This window comes from Paenibacillus sp. 2TAF8 (genome assembly GCF_052114825.1).
Classification (GTDB): Bacteria; Bacillota; Bacilli; order Paenibacillales; family Paenibacillaceae; genus Paenibacillus.
Window position 1 is genome coordinate 209,114 of record NZ_JBFRFN010000007.1, and the last position, 16,814, is coordinate 225,927.

Annotated in this window: 12 protein-coding genes; 4 read left to right on the top strand and 8 right to left on the bottom strand. The window is 45.8% G+C overall.

The features are described from left to right. Window positions 1-10: 10 nt before the first annotated feature. Entirely contained in the window at window positions 11-1,018 is a 1,008-nt protein-coding gene (locus tag AB4Z30_RS13230; protein ID WP_441927001.1) for a BMP family lipoprotein, read from the bottom strand. A 603-nt stretch (window positions 1,019-1,621) separates the two neighbouring features. On the opposite strand from AB4Z30_RS13230, the gene AB4Z30_RS13235 reads away from it, so the two are divergent. Next, the gene (locus tag AB4Z30_RS13235) at window positions 1,622-2,089 is read left to right on the top strand and encodes a hypothetical protein (protein ID WP_441927003.1); all 468 of its coding nucleotides are present in this window, start codon (window positions 1,622-1,624) and stop codon (window positions 2,087-2,089) included. A 109-nt stretch (window positions 2,090-2,198) separates the two neighbouring features. Here AB4Z30_RS13235 and AB4Z30_RS13240 read toward each other — a convergent pair whose 3' ends face one another. Continuing rightward, entirely contained in the window at window positions 2,199-3,809 is a 1,611-nt protein-coding gene (locus AB4Z30_RS13240; RefSeq protein WP_441927005.1) for a gamma-glutamyltransferase family protein, read from the bottom strand. A gap of 188 nt (window positions 3,810-3,997) precedes the next feature. Beyond that, window positions 3,998-4,897, bottom strand: a complete 900-nt coding sequence (locus AB4Z30_RS13245) for a glucose 1-dehydrogenase (RefSeq protein WP_441927007.1) — start codon at window positions 4,895-4,897, stop codon at window positions 3,998-4,000. 160 nt (window positions 4,898-5,057) lie between these two features. Here AB4Z30_RS13245 and fosB point away from each other — a divergent pair, with 160 nt between their 5' ends. Together fosB and AB4Z30_RS13255 are read left to right on the top strand one after the other, a co-directional pair. Beyond that, window positions 5,058-5,477 carry a metallothiol transferase FosB gene (fosB, locus tag AB4Z30_RS13250; RefSeq protein WP_441927009.1) on the top strand — a complete coding sequence of 140 codons (420 nt, stop codon included), beginning with the start codon at window positions 5,058-5,060 and terminating at the stop codon, window positions 5,475-5,477. 139 nt (window positions 5,478-5,616) lie between these two features. Next, complete coding sequence (locus tag AB4Z30_RS13255) at window positions 5,617-7,428, top strand: S9 family peptidase (protein WP_441927011.1); 1,812 nt, start codon at window positions 5,617-5,619, stop codon at window positions 7,426-7,428. A 250-nt stretch (window positions 7,429-7,678) separates the two neighbouring features. On the opposite strand, the gene AB4Z30_RS13260 is transcribed toward AB4Z30_RS13255, so the two are convergent. The 4 genes from AB4Z30_RS13260 to AB4Z30_RS13275 all read right to left on the bottom strand — a co-directional run bounded on the left by AB4Z30_RS13260 (window position 7,679) and on the right by AB4Z30_RS13275 (window position 13,938). Continuing rightward, window positions 7,679-8,713 (bottom strand): phosphotransferase family protein, encoded by a 1,035-nt coding sequence (locus tag AB4Z30_RS13260; protein ID WP_441927013.1) that lies wholly within the window; start codon window positions 8,711-8,713, stop codon window positions 7,679-7,681. Window positions 8,714-8,735: 22 nt separating this feature from the next. Continuing rightward, complete coding sequence (locus AB4Z30_RS13265) at window positions 8,736-10,109, bottom strand: Imm51 family immunity protein (RefSeq protein ID WP_441927015.1); 1,374 nt, start codon at window positions 10,107-10,109, stop codon at window positions 8,736-8,738. 230 nt (window positions 10,110-10,339) lie between these two features. Then, a complete protein-coding gene (locus AB4Z30_RS13270; RefSeq protein ID WP_434748235.1) occupies window positions 10,340-11,371 on the bottom strand; it encodes a ribonucleotide-diphosphate reductase subunit beta in 1,032 nt (343 codons plus the stop codon). Between the two features lie 233 nt (window positions 11,372-11,604). Further along, window positions 11,605-13,938 (bottom strand): ribonucleoside-diphosphate reductase subunit alpha, encoded by a 2,334-nt coding sequence (locus tag AB4Z30_RS13275; RefSeq protein ID WP_441927018.1) that lies wholly within the window; start codon window positions 13,936-13,938, stop codon window positions 11,605-11,607. Window positions 13,939-14,705: 767 nt separating this feature from the next. On the opposite strand from AB4Z30_RS13275, the gene AB4Z30_RS13280 reads away from it, so the two are divergent. After that, window positions 14,706-15,032, top strand: coding sequence for an MTH1187 family thiamine-binding protein (locus tag AB4Z30_RS13280; RefSeq protein WP_090918642.1), 327 nt, complete (start codon window positions 14,706-14,708; stop codon window positions 15,030-15,032). A gap of 311 nt (window positions 15,033-15,343) precedes the next feature. Here the strand turns inward: AB4Z30_RS13280 and AB4Z30_RS13285 are convergent, their stop codons facing one another. Then, window positions 15,344-16,465 (bottom strand): PsbP-related protein, encoded by a 1,122-nt coding sequence (locus AB4Z30_RS13285; RefSeq protein WP_441927021.1) that lies wholly within the window; start codon window positions 16,463-16,465, stop codon window positions 15,344-15,346. Window positions 16,466-16,814 lie beyond the last annotated feature (349 nt).

Here is a 16,814-nt window from a genome sequence, read left to right on the forward strand (position 1 = left end):
GGATCGCGGGTTATGGATTCACTGTAATTTTGATTTGACCCGAAGAAATTTTGGCTTTCAGATCATCGAAGGTCCGCTGTTGTTCATCACTCAGCGTGATGTTATGAAGCGCAGTCAAGCCTACAGCATTCTCGGCGAGTCCTTCTACGATCTCCTTTTTCGGGAAGGTATGTTTGTTCTCGATAAACGACTTCACGGCGTTGTAGATGGAGACATCTACATTTTTCAGCATGGATGTAAGAATCGCTTTTTCCGCCAAAAAGAATTGATCCGTATCTACACCAATGGCGTATTTGCCGAGGGTTTGAATCTCATTCAGTGCGCCGACACCGGTAAGGCCAGCGGCTACATAAATCACGTCAGCACCTTGCTCCTGAATCATTGTTTGAGCCATTTGTTTCCCCAGATCGGCATTCCCAAAATCACCGGCATACACAATCTCTACAGCAGCTTCCGGATTAACGGCGAGCACACCTTGTTTGAAGCCTTGCTCAAAATTTTTGAGCACCGGAATTTCCATTCCGCCCAAGAAACCGACATGATTCTCTTTGGAAGCCATGGCTGCAATTACACCTGCCAGATAACTACCTTCTTCGGCACGAAATGAAATGGAAGCAATGTTGGGCAGGGCAGACTGACTATCAATTAAGAGGAATTGCTGGTCAGGATATTTAGCGGCAACCTTCTCCATATCTGCCATCACGGTGTTGCTCAGTCCAATAATAAGATCGTATTTCTCTTTGGAAAACTCCTCAAATGCAGCTTCCGCAGTTAAATCCTTGCTTGGTTCGCGATAGTCAAAAACAATGCTTTTCTCGTCTCTGGCCTTGACCAGTCCGTTAAAAGCAGCATCATTGAAAGATCGATCTCCCAGACCGACCTCTGTAAGTACAATCCCCACTCTGGTCTTTGCGTCAGTGACTGCGGTTCTAGAGCCGGTTGAACAAGCCCCCAACAGGATCAGCGTCAGGGCCATAAGTACGGTGATTCCCATACGGATGTACAACTTTGTTTTCATTGAGATGCCCTCATTTCTGTATGCTATTATGTATCAATCTGGAAATATACTGGAAGAGGATGTACGAGGAGATGAAAGAACCCCAATCATCTATGCAACGAGTTTTTCCTTTATCTATATCGGTGAAAAATGTTGATTTTTTATGATCAATAATGAAAATTTACATAAATATAAGTCGTTTTCATGAATTATACATAGTTTTTACAATTGTGTTGTTAAATCTGTCTTATATGAACTTATTTGTTATTTGTGAAAGATAACGTGCAAAGAAATATTAATAGCTAGACAATTCAATATGATTAGAATGGGGATTTAATGGACACACGGCATAAGCTTTTTTTTAGTTCGAAGTTAGAATGAAGCATATGAGATCACAAAATACGTCGTTTGGTTGGCAGGACTCTAAATTAGTTACTATTTCGTTTAAATCAAGCAAAAATATACTTTACTTCTAATGAAGTAAAGTATATTTTTATTTAAATAAGGTATTTAATTCAAAAAAATGGATTTATAATTGGAAAAATTATGAATTTAACACACTGGCTCATTATCATCATCATGCTTTTAATTCTGTTACTTGCTCTAAACTGGATAATCAATTACATGAGTGGTAAAGAGAAGGAACCCCCACCTTCTCTTAAGGTTAAGATATGGCTTATTCCTGTATTAGCTTCTTTAATCATCTTGCCTGTGGTTATTTTTATAACATTGTACAGTTTATTTTTTTATAATTTAGAAAAAGTTAGTGATTTTATTCATTTTGATCAAATTGGAGATATTATTGTTTTTTCAGTGCTTATCATGATTGGATTTCTTCTTTTCGAGACTTTTGTTCATCCAATAATTATTACTATCTTAAATTATGGATTCAAGAGACAGGTTTCTATATATACTCGTAATGCGATTACACTTGTCATAGATAGCATGATTATTTACATTTTAGCTTCTAGTTTTAATGGTATATATATATCTGATTACTGGTCTGCACTTTCCATAGCGGTTTTTTATCATATTATCGACTGGGGATTAGTGCTAATCTTAAAGATTGTGAAAAAAATGAAAAACAAATGAGGCAGATACTACATAAATTCTATACAGTAATACCTCATCCCTTAAAAAGAAACCTAAACACTTTAGAACTACTAATAGTGTTTAGGTTTCTTTTTTTAAGTCTTTTCATCTACCACGCCGCAATTGATCCGTCCGTTCGACTTTCCGTTCCTCCGCATAACACACCGGTTTCCGGGTTGCGCCAGATGATCTGCCCACGTCCGAATTGGGACGAATCGAGCTCGGTTTGGATATCATGACCTTTGCGAGCCAGCGCTTGTGCAATGTGGGGAGGGAAGCCTTGCTCGACCAGTATCGTTTTGTCTTTAATCCACTGCCAGCGAGGTGAATCGAGTGCGGCTTGCGGATTCAGGTGATGATCAATCGTATTCATAATGACCTGTACGTGACCCTGAGGTTGCATGAAACCGCCCATGACCCCAAACGGGCCAACAGCCTCACTGCCATGTGTCAGAAATCCGGGGATAATCGTATGATACGTGCGTTTACCCGGCTCCAGTGCGTTCGCATGCTGCGGGTCGAGCGAGAAGTTATGCCCGCGGTTCTGAAGCGCGATGCCCGTACCCGGCACAACAAGTCCTGAGCCAAAGCCCATATAGTTACTTTGGATAAAAGAAATCATATTGCCTTCACCATCCGCAGCAGCCAGATACACCGTTCCACTTCCGCGCGGATCACCCGCTTCGGGTGAGCGAGCTCTATCGCCAATCAGCTTGCGCCGTTCTGCGGCGTATGCTTCGGATAACAGTTCTTCCACGGATACGCCCATTTTACGTTCTTCCGTAATGTATTTCTCTCCATCGGCAAAAGCCAACTTCATCGCTTCCAGCTGCCGGTGATAGCTGAGAACGGATTCCTTCTCGGCAAAGTCGAATCCCTTCAGCAGATTGAGCGCGGAGAGGGCGATGAGCCCTTGCCCGTTCGGCGGAATCTCCCACACATCATAACCCCGGTAGGAAACGGAGATCGGATCAACCCATTCCGGCTGATAAGCCTTCAGGTCATCCCGTGTCAGGTAACCGCCGTGCTCGGCCATAAAAGCGTGAATGCGTTCCGCCAGTTCTCCCTCGTAAAAGTCTCGCGCTTCGCTCTCGCCAATCCGGCGCAACGTAGCCGCATGGCCCGGCGAGCGCCACAGTTCCCCCGCCGCGGGTGCACGCCCGCCAGGGGCAAACGTCTCAAACCATGCACGCCCTGCTGCCGCATCGCCTTGGCGTGCATAGACCTCGGCTGCCCGTGCCCAGTGGCGGGCCAGCCCCGGCGCAAGCGGATAACCTTCCTCCGCATAGCGGATGGCCGGTTCCAGCGCTTGCGCCAGCGTGAGCCGTCCAAAGCGACGGCTCAGCTCCGCCCAACCCGCCGGTGCGCCAGGCACCGTCACCGGCACAACCCCCAGCTTCGGCATCTCCGTATAGCCTGCCGCTTGAAGCGCCTCAATCGAAATGCTCTGAGGCGCAGGCCCACTGGCATTCAGGCCATGCAGCTTGCCCTCCGTCCAGACGAGGGCAAAAGCATCGCCACCAATGCCATTGGAGGTCGGCTCCAGCACGGTGAGTGCTGCCGCTGTGGCGATGGCGGCATCGATCGCATTGCCGCCTTGTTTCAACACATCCAGACCAGCCTGCGCAGCAAGTGGCTGAGACGTGGCAACCATGCCTTGTTTGGCGTATACCGGCACACGGTACGAGGAATAAGGTTGATAGAGGGGATCAAAGTTCATTCGTCAATCAGCTCCTTGTCGCGAGATGTCAGATTCCGTTGTTTAACCGGAGTGTAGCTTCTAACCCTTTTCGCAACCAACAAGCCAATCTCCTGCCCAAACATAAAAATCCAACCTGACATCAAGGGGCAAGAACATAAACTATAAGCAAAGCCGTGTGAACGTACACTTACTCAAGCCAGTATCCCTTACGTTGTAACCATATCGCCGCCATTGACATGGATGCATTCGCCGGTGACGTAGGAGGAATCGCGTGACGCCAGATAGACATAAGCTGCAGCAAGCTCGTAAGGTTGACCCGCTCGCCCCATAGGTGTATCGGTGCCAAATACCTGCACATCTTCAGCCGAGAAGCTGGCTGGAATAAGCGGAGTCCAGATGGGCCCTGGAGCTACAGCATTTACACGGATGCCTTTGTCAGCCAGGGATTGGGAGAGAACACGGGTGAGAGAGACAACAGCCCCTTTGGTCGAAGAATAATCAATCAGACGTACATCACCTTTGTAAGCTGTAATGGAGGCAGTGTTGATGATGGATGCCCCTTGGCACAGATGGGGAAGAGCAGCCTGAATCAGGAAGAAATACGAGAACACATTTGTTTGAAACGTATGATAGAGCTGCTCCTCGGTGATGTCGACAATGCTTTGCTGTACATACTGTACGCCATGGTTGTTGACCAGTACATCGATTTTCCCGAACGTTTCCATTGTTTTGCGAATGACCGCTTCACAGTTTGGTTTTAGCCGCAAATCCGTTTCGATGAGCAGACAGCGCTGACCCAGCTCCACGATCCGATCTCGTGTCCATTCCGCATCGGTTCGTTCATATAAATAAGCGATTACAACGTCTGCACCTTCTTTGGCAAAAGCTATTGCCGCTGCCCGCCCGATACCACTGTCACCGCCCGTAATAATTGCAACTTTGCCTTGAAGCTTGCAGCTGCCAATATAAGCAGGATCTTCACTGATCGGTTCGGGTACCATCAGCGATTCCAGACCAGGCTGCTGATCCTGATGCTGGGGCGGAAAAGCTAGTTTATGTGGTTTGCACACGTTCTTCTCACCGTAAAATGGATAGACAGGATTCATGGTTTTGACATCCTCCTCGAACGTTTCTTGATAAATCTACCCTATGCGTCCGCCCAGAAGAAGGTGCGGTGAGGAGGAGCAGAATGCTTGTTTTTCACACGGCATATATACCATAATAAGGATGAAGATCTTTAAATTTGTCGGAGGTGTCAGGAGCCATATGAACATTCAGGGAATTAATCATTTGTGCTTTTCCGTATCGAATCTGGAGCGATCCATTACGTTCTTTGAGCAGGCTCTCGGTGCCCGAATTCAGGTGAAAGGACGCAAGCTGGCTTACTTCGAACTGGCTGGTCTTTGGATTGCTTTGAATCAGGAGGATGTCCTTCGTAATTATACGGAACGAACCTATACCCATATCGCGTTTACGGTAAAAGAAGATGAGTTTGACGCTTCGGTGGAGCAGTTAAGAGCCGCAGGTGCGGATATCATTTCCGGAAGAGCGAGAGATGCGCGGGATGGGAAATCGGTCTATTTTACAGACCCGGACGGACATTTATTTGAGCTGCATACAGGCAGCTTGAAGCAGCGGTTGGCCTATTATCGTGAGGAAAAATCGCATATGACTTTTTATTCATGAGGTATGTACAAATAAAAAATAAATGGGATTAAAGCTCACATATCTATTGTGAAAACAATGGAATAAACGATAAACTGGACAAATAGCACCTTAATTTACCAATGTTAAATTCATGGGTTTAATCTTAAGGAGGTTTGTCATGATTCAGTTTCCGAAACCGGATGTGGAACAGTATTTCCAGACGTATCGTATTTTGCATTTTGCCGTATCAGCAGATGAGAAGAAGTTGTATATGGACAGCAATCTGAATGGTCAGCCGAATATTTGGGCGATGGACTTGCCTGGTGGTTATCCGTACCCACTGACGTATTTGAACCAAAGCAGTCAATTTATTAAGGCCGATCCGCAGGGACGTCATCTGCTAACTGCTTTTGATCACGATGGTAATGAGAACTATCACCTCTATGCGCTTCCGCCGGAAGGTGGGGTTCCGCTTCCTGTTGTACCAGCAGAGCCGAGTGACCGCTGTTATTATGCTCATTTATCTGAGGATGGGAAGCGTTTATATTACAACACCAGTTCGGGTAATCCGAATTATTTGAATGCACGCCTTTGTGACCTGGAGACTGGAGAAGATGAGCTTTTGTATGAGGGAGAAGAGGTAACCAGCAGCCTGATTGCGGTAAGTCCCAATGAAGAAGCCTATGTAATCCTGAAAATGTACTCCAATACGTATCAGACTGCTCATCTGCACCGGAACGGGGAATCTCATGCCATAGTACCGGTTACGGAGCGGCAGAGTCAGGTTCCATATGTTCTATTTGCAGGTAATGGCCGTTTGTTGCTGATTACGAATGATAATTCGGCATATGCCTATGTGGCGGAGTACATCATCGATACAGGAGAGTTTCGTGCGTTGTGTCATATTGAGGGTGAAGATGTAGATGAGATCCGCTGGCATGAGGCATCTGAAACGTTATATATCTGGACACTGACCGGGCCAGAGTATCACATGTATGTGCTGGAAAAAGATGCTGAAAAACCTCGCCGCAAGGACATGCCGCTCGATACGATCGAACAGGTGAACGTGACTAAATCCGGTAACGTTTACATTCTTGGCCGCGGTGCTGTGCAACCGCATAATATCTATCGGCTTGTCGCAGGATCTGAGTCATGGGAGGCGTTAACAGCCAATCGGGTCACGGGTCTGAACCCGGACGATCTCGTATATCCGGATGTGGTAAGGTACGATTCCTATGACGGACTGGAGATTGAAGCGCTGTTATTCAAAGCCAAACCGGAGCAAGCGAACGGTTACAGCATCTTCTGGCCGCATGGCGGGCCACAGGCATCCGAAGCCAAGTTTTTCCGTCCCATGTTCCAGTTGCTGCTTGCGCAAGGGTACAATATCTTTGCACCGAACTTCCGGGGAAGTACAGGATATGGTGCCGAATTTGTGAAAATGGTTGAGCGAGACTGGGGCGAAGGGCCGAGACTGGACTGTGTTGCAGGTATTCAGTGGTTGTTCGATCAAGGCATCAGTTCACCGGAACGCTTATTTGTTGTAGGTGGCAGTTACGGAGGATACATGACCCTGCTGCTTGCAGGTCGTCATCCAGAGCTGTTCCGCGCAGCCGTCGATATCTTTGGCCCATGCAATCTGTTCACCTTCCTGGAATCTGTGCCGGAGGACTGGAAGCCAATGATGGACAAATGGCTCGGTGATCCGGTACGTGACCGCGAACGCTTAACCAAGGATTCACCAATTACGTATCTGGATCAGATGGTGAACCCGATGCTGGTCATTCAGGGAGCTAATGATCCAAGGGTGGTCAAGGCCGAATCGGATCAGATCGTAGCCGCACTACAGGAGAAAGGTGTAGACGTCGAGTACATCGTATTGGATGATGAGGGCCATGGTTTCTCCAGAAAAACGAATGAAATCTTAGTTTATCGTAAAATGGTAGAGTTTTTGCAAAAGCATCAAGAGACTCCTGTTGCACAGGCTTAATTCGAATCGTTCGATCACTATAGAATTCAGTGGAACATTCATGTGAATTGCGTCATTTGAATTAGCATGTAACATGGGTATTATATAGGAAACGAAAAATAGCCAGTGATCCTTAGGATCACTGGCTATTTTCGTATCGAGTTATCACATCAGGGGGGGCCACTACTGTTAATTCAGACCAGCGGGGAGTCGCGGAGTCCTTTAGCACCTAGCACCTGCAAGCAGTAAATGGACCTTAACTTCTGAATATTCAGTCCAGCAAAGAGAGTACCTTCTCGATATACTGTTCAGCCCAAAGGGCAAAAGGTAGATCAGCTTCCCAGGTCACTTTTCCGGTCGCCTTCGCTTCACCCCACCACAGAATACGTTGATACAATAGGTGAATAAGAAGGCGTGAACGAAAATGTTTACATTTTTCCGCATCGTCTGCACAGACGTTTTCCCGGTAATGATGAAGAAATCTCGCAGCCAGATCTGGCCGATCTTCCCGGAGGTATCTTGCGGTTATTTTAGTCAGATCGGCTGTGCCATCACCGAAATAAGCCGTCGTAAAATCAAATAATCCACTGATTTCCCACGGGGATGCAGGATTATCCGCCTTTTGGATAAGAAAATTTTCAACTTTGAAGTCTCCCATGACAAATTCATGAACCGTCGAGATTAAAAAAGCAGATTCGGACTGCCTCAATTGTTCATCCACCCAGCGTACATCATCGTCAGTAATCACGGAGTACTTCTCCGCATCATGCAACCAGTGGCGGATGCTTCCGTACAGCCAGTCCAGATACGAGCCGGCAAAAGGCATGATTTTGTCTGCCACTGGATCGTATTCTCCGGCATCCGGAACTTTCCAATGATGCAGTTCGGCTAACGTTTCAGCCAGCACATCTGCAATATCTTCATGATCTTGTGAAGTTAAGGTCGTTTGGAAAACAGGATCATACAGATGGTTTCCAGGCAACTTGGGCATCATTACATAACTCCAACCCAATAGCTGCGTGTCTTCCTGAATTTGATAGGGAACAGGGACAGGGATGGTAGTGCGCGCCGCCAGTTGCTCCACGAAAAATTGCTCTTCCTGAAACTGTCCGTTGTATAACGGATTGCCTTTCAGAATAAATTCACCTTCCGTAGTTTGAACGAGCAAGGTTTGCCCCATCACCCCTTCAGCTGTCCGGTGGAAATGGACTAATTCCCCGAGATTGAAATGATCAAGCGCCCGTTGAAGATCGGGCTCCGATACAAGTCCGAGACTATTCGAAGCAAAGTAGATGCGAGTTGTCATAAAAGGGCTCCTTATGTTCTGTTTAGTCCAGCTCCGCTCTTGAAAATAGGTCAAGAATAAGATCACGCTGCTCGCAGGCCTGCTTGAACCCGAGAATAAAGGATATAAGTGCATCTTTGTCATCTGTATAAGCACAGAACATATCGGCTTCCGGATCGAAACGAATAACCGAAGTCAGATGCGGCATCTTTTCTTCAAGGAACACAGATGCGAGGGAGGCCCAATCGTAACCGCCGCCTTCAAAACCTTCATCTGCGCGTGAGTCAAAGACGTCCTGTAGATATGTACCTGCATTCAGAATCACAGAATAGGAATTGGTTCCTGCATCAATGAACCTAAAAGGGGCGATGGCTTCGTTAGAGAATGTTGACACGCTTTGGTTCTCAGTGAATACAGCAGTAATTGCTTGTTCTTCATCAAGAGAGTCGGAGCCATCCTCGTCAAGCAAATTAAACTCCTCTTCGTCCAGCAAACCCCGAATGAAAACTTCGAAATTCGGTGCCAGATAGGTGATTTCATAATCGCTCTCCTGATCGACATGAACGACACAAGGTTCGCCTTTCGGTCCGCAGAATCGATAGTCCAGCATGACGACATCATGACCAGCAGACGGGCAATCACAGATGACAATCCCGAGGTCGGGGTATCCCCAGTCTTCGATCATAAAGCGACTGCCGAGCTCTCCACCAAGGGAATACATTTTGTCCCGGCCAATCCCGCTAATGCTTGTAATCGCGATGTGGTCCTCTGCCCATGTGGTTTCCTCTTGAGTCGGAAACGTTGTGCGCGCAGGAAAACCGCCATTTTGCGTTTTCATTAGCTGAATATAGGAAGCAGGCAGTTTGTAGCCGAGTTCCTGTTCAATAGATTGGATAAGTTCTTCGTCAAAAGGTGCTGACACATGGTTATCTCGCGCATAATCGCTATAACGCCAGAACGTTGCAGGATCGTATGTGCCTGAAGCAACCTGGAGCTGGTTGAGTGTTCCGTTTTGTTCCCACTCTGCCTGCTCCGCCTCCCAGCGGGTGCGATCCCGATCCATTTTAGCTGCTTTGGGGCGAATCCAGTCCAGATATTCCAGGGTAGACTCATCATTGGGCTCAAGTCGATTAGCTTCTTCAAAAGCTGCCTGTGCCAGCTTGTATTCAGCGACGTAACAGTAGGCATAACCTAACCGGAAGTGCCATAACGGGTCTAGTTGGCCTTGTTCCTTAACGCCTTGTAATAGTTTAATGGCTCTGCGATACTCTTCCAAATTGTTATATGCTCTTGCAAGCTGTCCGATTGTTTCGGCATCCTGCTCGGATTCCGGTAATGCCTCAATACGTTTAACGATGAGCGCATAGTGTTCCTGTTCATGCCAAGCATTAATCTGTTCCAGCAACTCTCTATCCATGATTAGACCTCATTTCATCGTGAAAGAATAGGAAACTCTACCCACTATTTTACAAGGTTTAGAGACAAAAAAACACTCTCCCATGCTGGTAGTCGTAAAGCTTCCCAGCATGAGAGAGTATAAAGTGCTAGACGTTATCGTCGAGATTGTCAGGACACATCGAGGCATCCAATATGGTGTTGGATTAGTCGTTTCTTATCTGTTGTAGAGCCTTATCTGAACCAGTACTCTTACAGATCGTCAAATCCGTTATCGTCGCCAACTTTACCGTAGTTACGGGATTTGGCTTCGAAGAAGTCGGTTTTTGTTGCGTTCAGCGCTTCGTCGGAGAATGGTTTGATCCAAGGCATGCAGTTCACATCAACGCCTTCATACGCTTTTTCCATACCCATCAGACGCAAGCGTTTATTCGCTGTGTATTTAATGTAGTCTTCCAGCTCGTTCAGGTCGATGCCGCGAACGTTGCTGAGTGTATAATGTGCCCAGTTCGTTTCCAGCTCAACTGCACGGTCAATCGTTTTGTACACGTAGTCCATGTTTTCTGGTGTGTTGAGCTCAGGGAAGTCCACAAGCAACTGTTTGAATACTTCCGCGAAGAAGTAGCAGTGCTGATTTTCATCCCGCTGGATGTACGAGATCATCTGGCTAGTTGCCATCATTTTTTGATCACGAGCCAGGTTGTAGAAGAAAGCAAATGTGCTATAGAAGAAAATGCCTTCGAGAATCAAGTCAGCAACCATCGCTTGGAAGAACGTCTGTGGAGATGGATTGTCCCGGAAGGTTTGGTAGATATCCGCGATGAAACGGTTGCGGTCCAGCAACACTGGATCATGTTTCCAATATTCGAAAATTTCTTTCTGCTCCTGATCGGATACGATGGAAGAAAGAACATAGGAATACGATTGGTTATGCACAACTTCCTGTTGTCCGATGATCGCCGAGATGGCTTCCAGGGAAGAGTCGGTAAAATAACGTTTCACGTCACCAACAAACATCGTTTGCATGGAATCCAGTACAGCTAGCAGCGAGATGTTAATTTTAAACGTACGTTTCTCTTCTTCGTCCAGTTGGGCGAATTGGGAAGCATCCTTGGACATTGGAATCTCATCAGCGATCCAGTGGTTAAGCAACAATACTTTGTACAATTTGTACATATGAGGCATACGAATGTCATTCCAGTTGAGGATACCTGAACATTCACCTTCAATAATACGTGTTGATTGGTTAGGTGCTTCGGTATTGAAAATTTTCTGTACTTGCATAATCCGTTCACTCCTTGAATGAATTTACACTATATAACAACGATGGCAGAACAAGATTGTACTGTTTTGGCATATATTGAACATCTTGCGATGTTGTGGTCAGGTTTTGGGCAAAAAAGAACCAGGGCAACGCTATTTTGCATTCAAAACAGGGATGCCCCGGTGGTCATCATAATCAGCGTGACAGCATGGAGGTGCCCATATCCATCACGATGTTACCATTCTTATGTGGATCAGCTTGCGCAGGAATCACATTCCTCGATTGTTAATGCACGGCTACGAACATAATAGGTCGATTTCATGCCGGCTCTCCAAGCGTGAAGATGCAATTCCAGGAACTCCGTCGCCTTGATATCTGGACGAACATACAGGTTGAAGCTTTGACCTTGGTCAACGTGACGCTGACGGGCAGCGGCCATATTGATGGAAGCATGTTGATCCACCATAAATGCCGTTTTGTAGTACCAGATCGTTTTTTCGGATAGATCCGGTGCCGGGTTGGCAATTTTGTATGTTGTTTTCTCTTCATAGGACAACAGCTCATAAAGTGGATCAATACTTGCTGTTGAACCGGCAATGATGGAGGTGGAACCGTTCGGCGCGATAGCAAACATCCATGCATTACGTACGCCGTTTTGCTTCACTTGCGCTTGCAGTTCTTTCCATTGATCTGTAGTTACAAATTCGCCTACGCGCTCACCCGTTGTGTACTCGCGTTGATCGAAGTAATGACCACTTTCCCAGTCGGAGCCTTTGAACTTCGGATAATGTCCTTTTTCTTTGGACAGTTCCATGCTAGCTTGAACGAGCAAGTAGTTAATTTTTTCATACAAATTATCGTTATAGGTGACAGCTTCTTCGGATTCCCAACGAATGCCTTCGAGCGCAAGCAGGTGATGGAGTCCGAATGTTCCCAGACCAACAGCGCGATACTGACTGTTCGTGTATTGGGCTTGAAGCACCTCAATGTTGTTGATGTCAATGACGTTGTCCAGCATACGAACCTGAATTGGAATCAGGCGCTCCAGCACGTTATGAGGTACTGCGCGAGCCAAGTGAATCGAGTTAAGGTTGCAGACCACGAAGTCACCAGGTACTTTGGAGATCACGATGCGTGTCTGACCATCTTTAGTAACCAGTTCTTCTTTTTCCACCACGGTAGCGGATTGGTTCTGCATAATTTCAGTACACAGGTTGGACGAATATACCATGCCATGTACGCGGTTAGGGTTCGAACGGTTAACCGTATCACGGTAGAACATATACGGCGTACCTGTTTCGAGCTGTGATTTCATGACACGTTTCATGATGTCGATCGCTTGTACCGTAATACGGGACAACAGCGGATGATTCACGGCTTCTTCGTACTTCTCGCGGAATGTACCTTGACCCTTAGTTTCATCGTAGAAGTCTTCCAGACCCAGTGCGCGGCCGTTCTCATCTTTCCAGCCCATCACTTTTTTCGTCTCGTGCGGACAGAACAAGCTCCATTCACCACGACTTTCGACACGCTCCATGAAGAGGTCAGGCAGGCAGATACCGTGGAAAACGTCATGTGCACGCATCCGCTCGTCACCATTGTTCAGCTTCAGGTCGAGGAACGCCAGAATATCTTTATGGAAAACATCCAGGTAAACCGCGATCGCACCTTTACGTGTTCCGAGCTGATCTACGCTCACGGCTGTGTTATTCAACTGGCGAATCCAAGGGATAACGCCTGAACTTGTATTTTTGTGACCGCGGATGTCTGAACCACGTGCTCTGACTTTACCAAGGTACACGCCAATACCGCCGCCCATTTTGCTCAAACGAGCTACGTCTGTATTGGAATCGAAGATTCCTTCGAGCGAGTCATCTACTGTGTCGATGAAACAGCTGGAGAGCTGTCCGGCTACCTTTTTACCTGCATTGGACATTGTCGGTGTAGCTGCCGTCATATACATGTTGCTCATCGCCCAGTATGCTTCTTTCACCAGATCCATACGTTTGTCGGCAGGCTCTTGGTGCATCAGGTACATGGCAATGACCATGTAACGCTCCTGCGGCAATTCCATGACTTTTCCTTCAAAATCATTGGCGAGGTAACGTTCTGCCAGCGTGAGCAAGCCGATGTAATCAAAGAGCAGATCGTTGCGATAGTCAATGCACTCCGCAAGCTCGTCAATCTGTTCTTTTGTGTAACATTCCAGCAGTTCTTCGCGATAGATGCCTTTTTTAACAAGGTCAACGATCAGCGGGTGGAATGCGCCGTAAGGCTCGTCTGGGTAAGACTTGTATCTACGATTTGTTGCTGCTTTTTTGTAAAGGGAAGTAAGCAGGGATCTCGCTGCTGCAAATTTCCAGTTCGGCTCTTCTTTCGTTACCAGTTCCAGAGCGCTCATCATAAAAGCGTTGCTGATCTCGTCTCCGGTAACTTCGTCACGACGAAGTTTGCTCGTTACTCCGCGAACCAGACGTTCCTTGTCGAGCATGTCCAGTCCTTCCAGGATACGGTCGGCATATACCGAGATGCGCATCTCGTCAAAGGCAAGCTGGCGATTGTTCGGCTTGGTCACAACTTGTGGCATGAATATTCCTCGCTTTCACATGATAAAAAATAATGATAAAAAAATAAATTAAACAATTCTTTGAAAATAAGAATTGGAGGTCTACAACGGTGAGTAAATACGGATTTTGCGGACTACAGTGGCGGTAACCAGATACGTTTGGGATGAAATCATGCGACAAGGAGTGGACAGAACCTGCTCATACAAAAAGCATTCCCCTTGCCTTACGGCTGAAAATGCCCATTCATGTTCTGGCTTTTGACAGGCTTATCTATGCATGCCTTCAACAGAACAAGTTGCTGTATGTAAGCTTTTGTCTGATCATTTCATACCTGTGAATAAAGGTAACGGACGCAGTCCAAACAGCCCCGTTAACCTCCGTGCCAGCCCTGTCTTCGAGAAAGCGATTTACACCTACAGGGACGTGCCTTTGGAGGTGATTTCATCTTGTTTTTCGATAGATTCCAGATGCTGGATATAAGAAGTGGGGTATCACGTTTCACTATATTTTGTTACTGTCCTACTAATGTACCCCAACATATAGTGTTTGTAAACAGGGTGGAAACCATAAAACGTAATTCCGAGTATACCATCTAAGCCAGGAATCCGCAAAGGAAAAGGACTGGAAGATTTGAAGATTCTGCGAAAAAAAATTTGAAAGATTCAGAATGACGTCATCACGTCAGTTTGAATTGGAGCACTTTAAACTGGTAAAATAAAATCAGTCAAAACTCGACTAAAACTTGAGCGGCAACGGTTCAAACGGTGCCCAGAGGAGGCAGAGCGAAGTGGCAATTGCAGAAGTAACCGTTATTCCGATTGGAACAGGAACAACCAGTCTGAGCAGTTATGTTGCGGACATGCAAAAGATATTGGAGAGGCAGCGTGGCATTACATACCAGCTGACTTCGATGAGCACCATTATTGAAGGTCCGCTAAATGAAGTTTTCACCGCTATCGCGGCTTTGCATGAAGCTCCATTTCTGTCAGGAGCCCAGCGTGTCTCCACATCTGTGAAAATCGATGATCGGCGTGACAAACCGGATGCTTCCAGCGTGCAGAAGCTGCAGTCGGTGCAGGATAAGTTGATCTCGCTGCACAACAGGCCGAATTAAGAAACGACATAAAACCTATTTTACGCGGCAAGTCCCACTAGGGGCTTGCCGTTTTTGAATTTCTGACAAGTGCCTCGAAATACGTGGTGCTCTGCTCTATATCAAGACTGATAACCAAAGTGTGCTACAAAAAACTTAGGCATCAATTCATACGGTTTCGTTTAAACTTCGTCATTTGTACCATTTCTCTCAAACTGAATTTCTTTCCTTCCATAACGGTTTCTCCTTTTAACGTGATCAAAAATTGCAATACAAACAGGCCAGCTTAGACTTAATTAAGCTGGCCTGTTTGTATCTATTCAGGGTTTTAGTTATTCAGCAATGATTAAAGACGCACCCACTATAGTAGAATTGGTGTAACCGCCACTAACATTGTCGAAGGAGTAGTTAGCGATAGGTACACCGATAACAGTGGCATAATCCCCATCAAGCAAGTCTCCGGTCGAGGCAGGGTATATGGCTGTAATATAATTTGCATAATCGTCCTCTAGTAGCAAGATAGAAATAGGTGATCCGAGTGAATTGTCTTCTTCCACCTGAATAACCTGTCCGCTTATTTTGACAAAATTTTCATAGTAGTTGGCTACATTTTTATTGAGATGTCGGGTGGTTACATCGGCTTTAACAAGTCCGTTTACCTTTTTGCGAAGCTCAGCAGTATCTGCAGGGAACAGGTCGGTATGTTTTGCGAGAAAATGATAAGATACTTGCTCCATTACGGCTGTCTCAGATGAGACGGATGATGTAAGATCGTTAAAGAAATCAGCAGCAGTTGCTGTGGACGATGAATCTTCAGCAGATGTAGTTACAGCTGTTTGCGCCACAGGGGAAGTAATGTCCAAGGAATTAATAATGTCACTGACTTCATCTGAATGATACGAATCTTTGCCATAAGTTAGCGTCAAGGTATACAGGTCTGTATTTGTTGGAATCATATACTGAACTAGAACGACATTAGTACCCGTGGAATTAGTGTAACTTCCTTCAAGGACACCAGCATTTATGTCTTTATAAGGCTTAATACTAAAATTGGTCTTCTTATAATCGGATATACCAATCGATGCGCCATTCTGCACATAATAGTCTGCTGTATTATTAGCAAGTTCTTCCGGGTTAACGGAACCTGAAGTGTTGGCTTCAACAGTTAGATTAATGTTATCTGCAAACTTCTTTGTTCCTGATTGGTCTGAGAACGCACCCTTCACCGCTGCGTGCATTTGACTTGTATCTACACTTTTCCAAGACTCAGGATATGAAAAGGAAAATCCTTCTCCGTTATATGTAGTATATTTTGTTTCTTTAGCTTCAGCTTTGACCGTTTCAGCAGCATTCGTTGTTTCTGAAGTTTGGTTGTCAGCTGTTTTAGTTGTTTCCGAATTACCGCAAGCGCTGAGCAATACAGTTAAAGCAAGAATCATAACCCGTGTTTTCATTTTTCTAATCCCCTAATATGCTTCCCATCGGTTGGGTTTTTTTACTCCAGTCATCAGGTGAAATGCCAAACTCTAAAATTTGTACTTTTTTATTCTTCAAGATAAAGGTTGGTCATTTGTAGGTTACTTACTCCATCTAATCAGACATGTAATGATTGATATTGAATGGCTCATTCTAAAAACTACTGCACCTCGTAATACATCGCTTAAGACAAGTAGAAATACTCCCTTCCATAACTCCTTTCCATATCGATATTTGAACAGATAACCCTTCTGAATAAAGGGAAAGAAAATATCCCGATATTAGGAACATAAAGGCCGCAAATCTAATAAATTATAGCACTAAGTA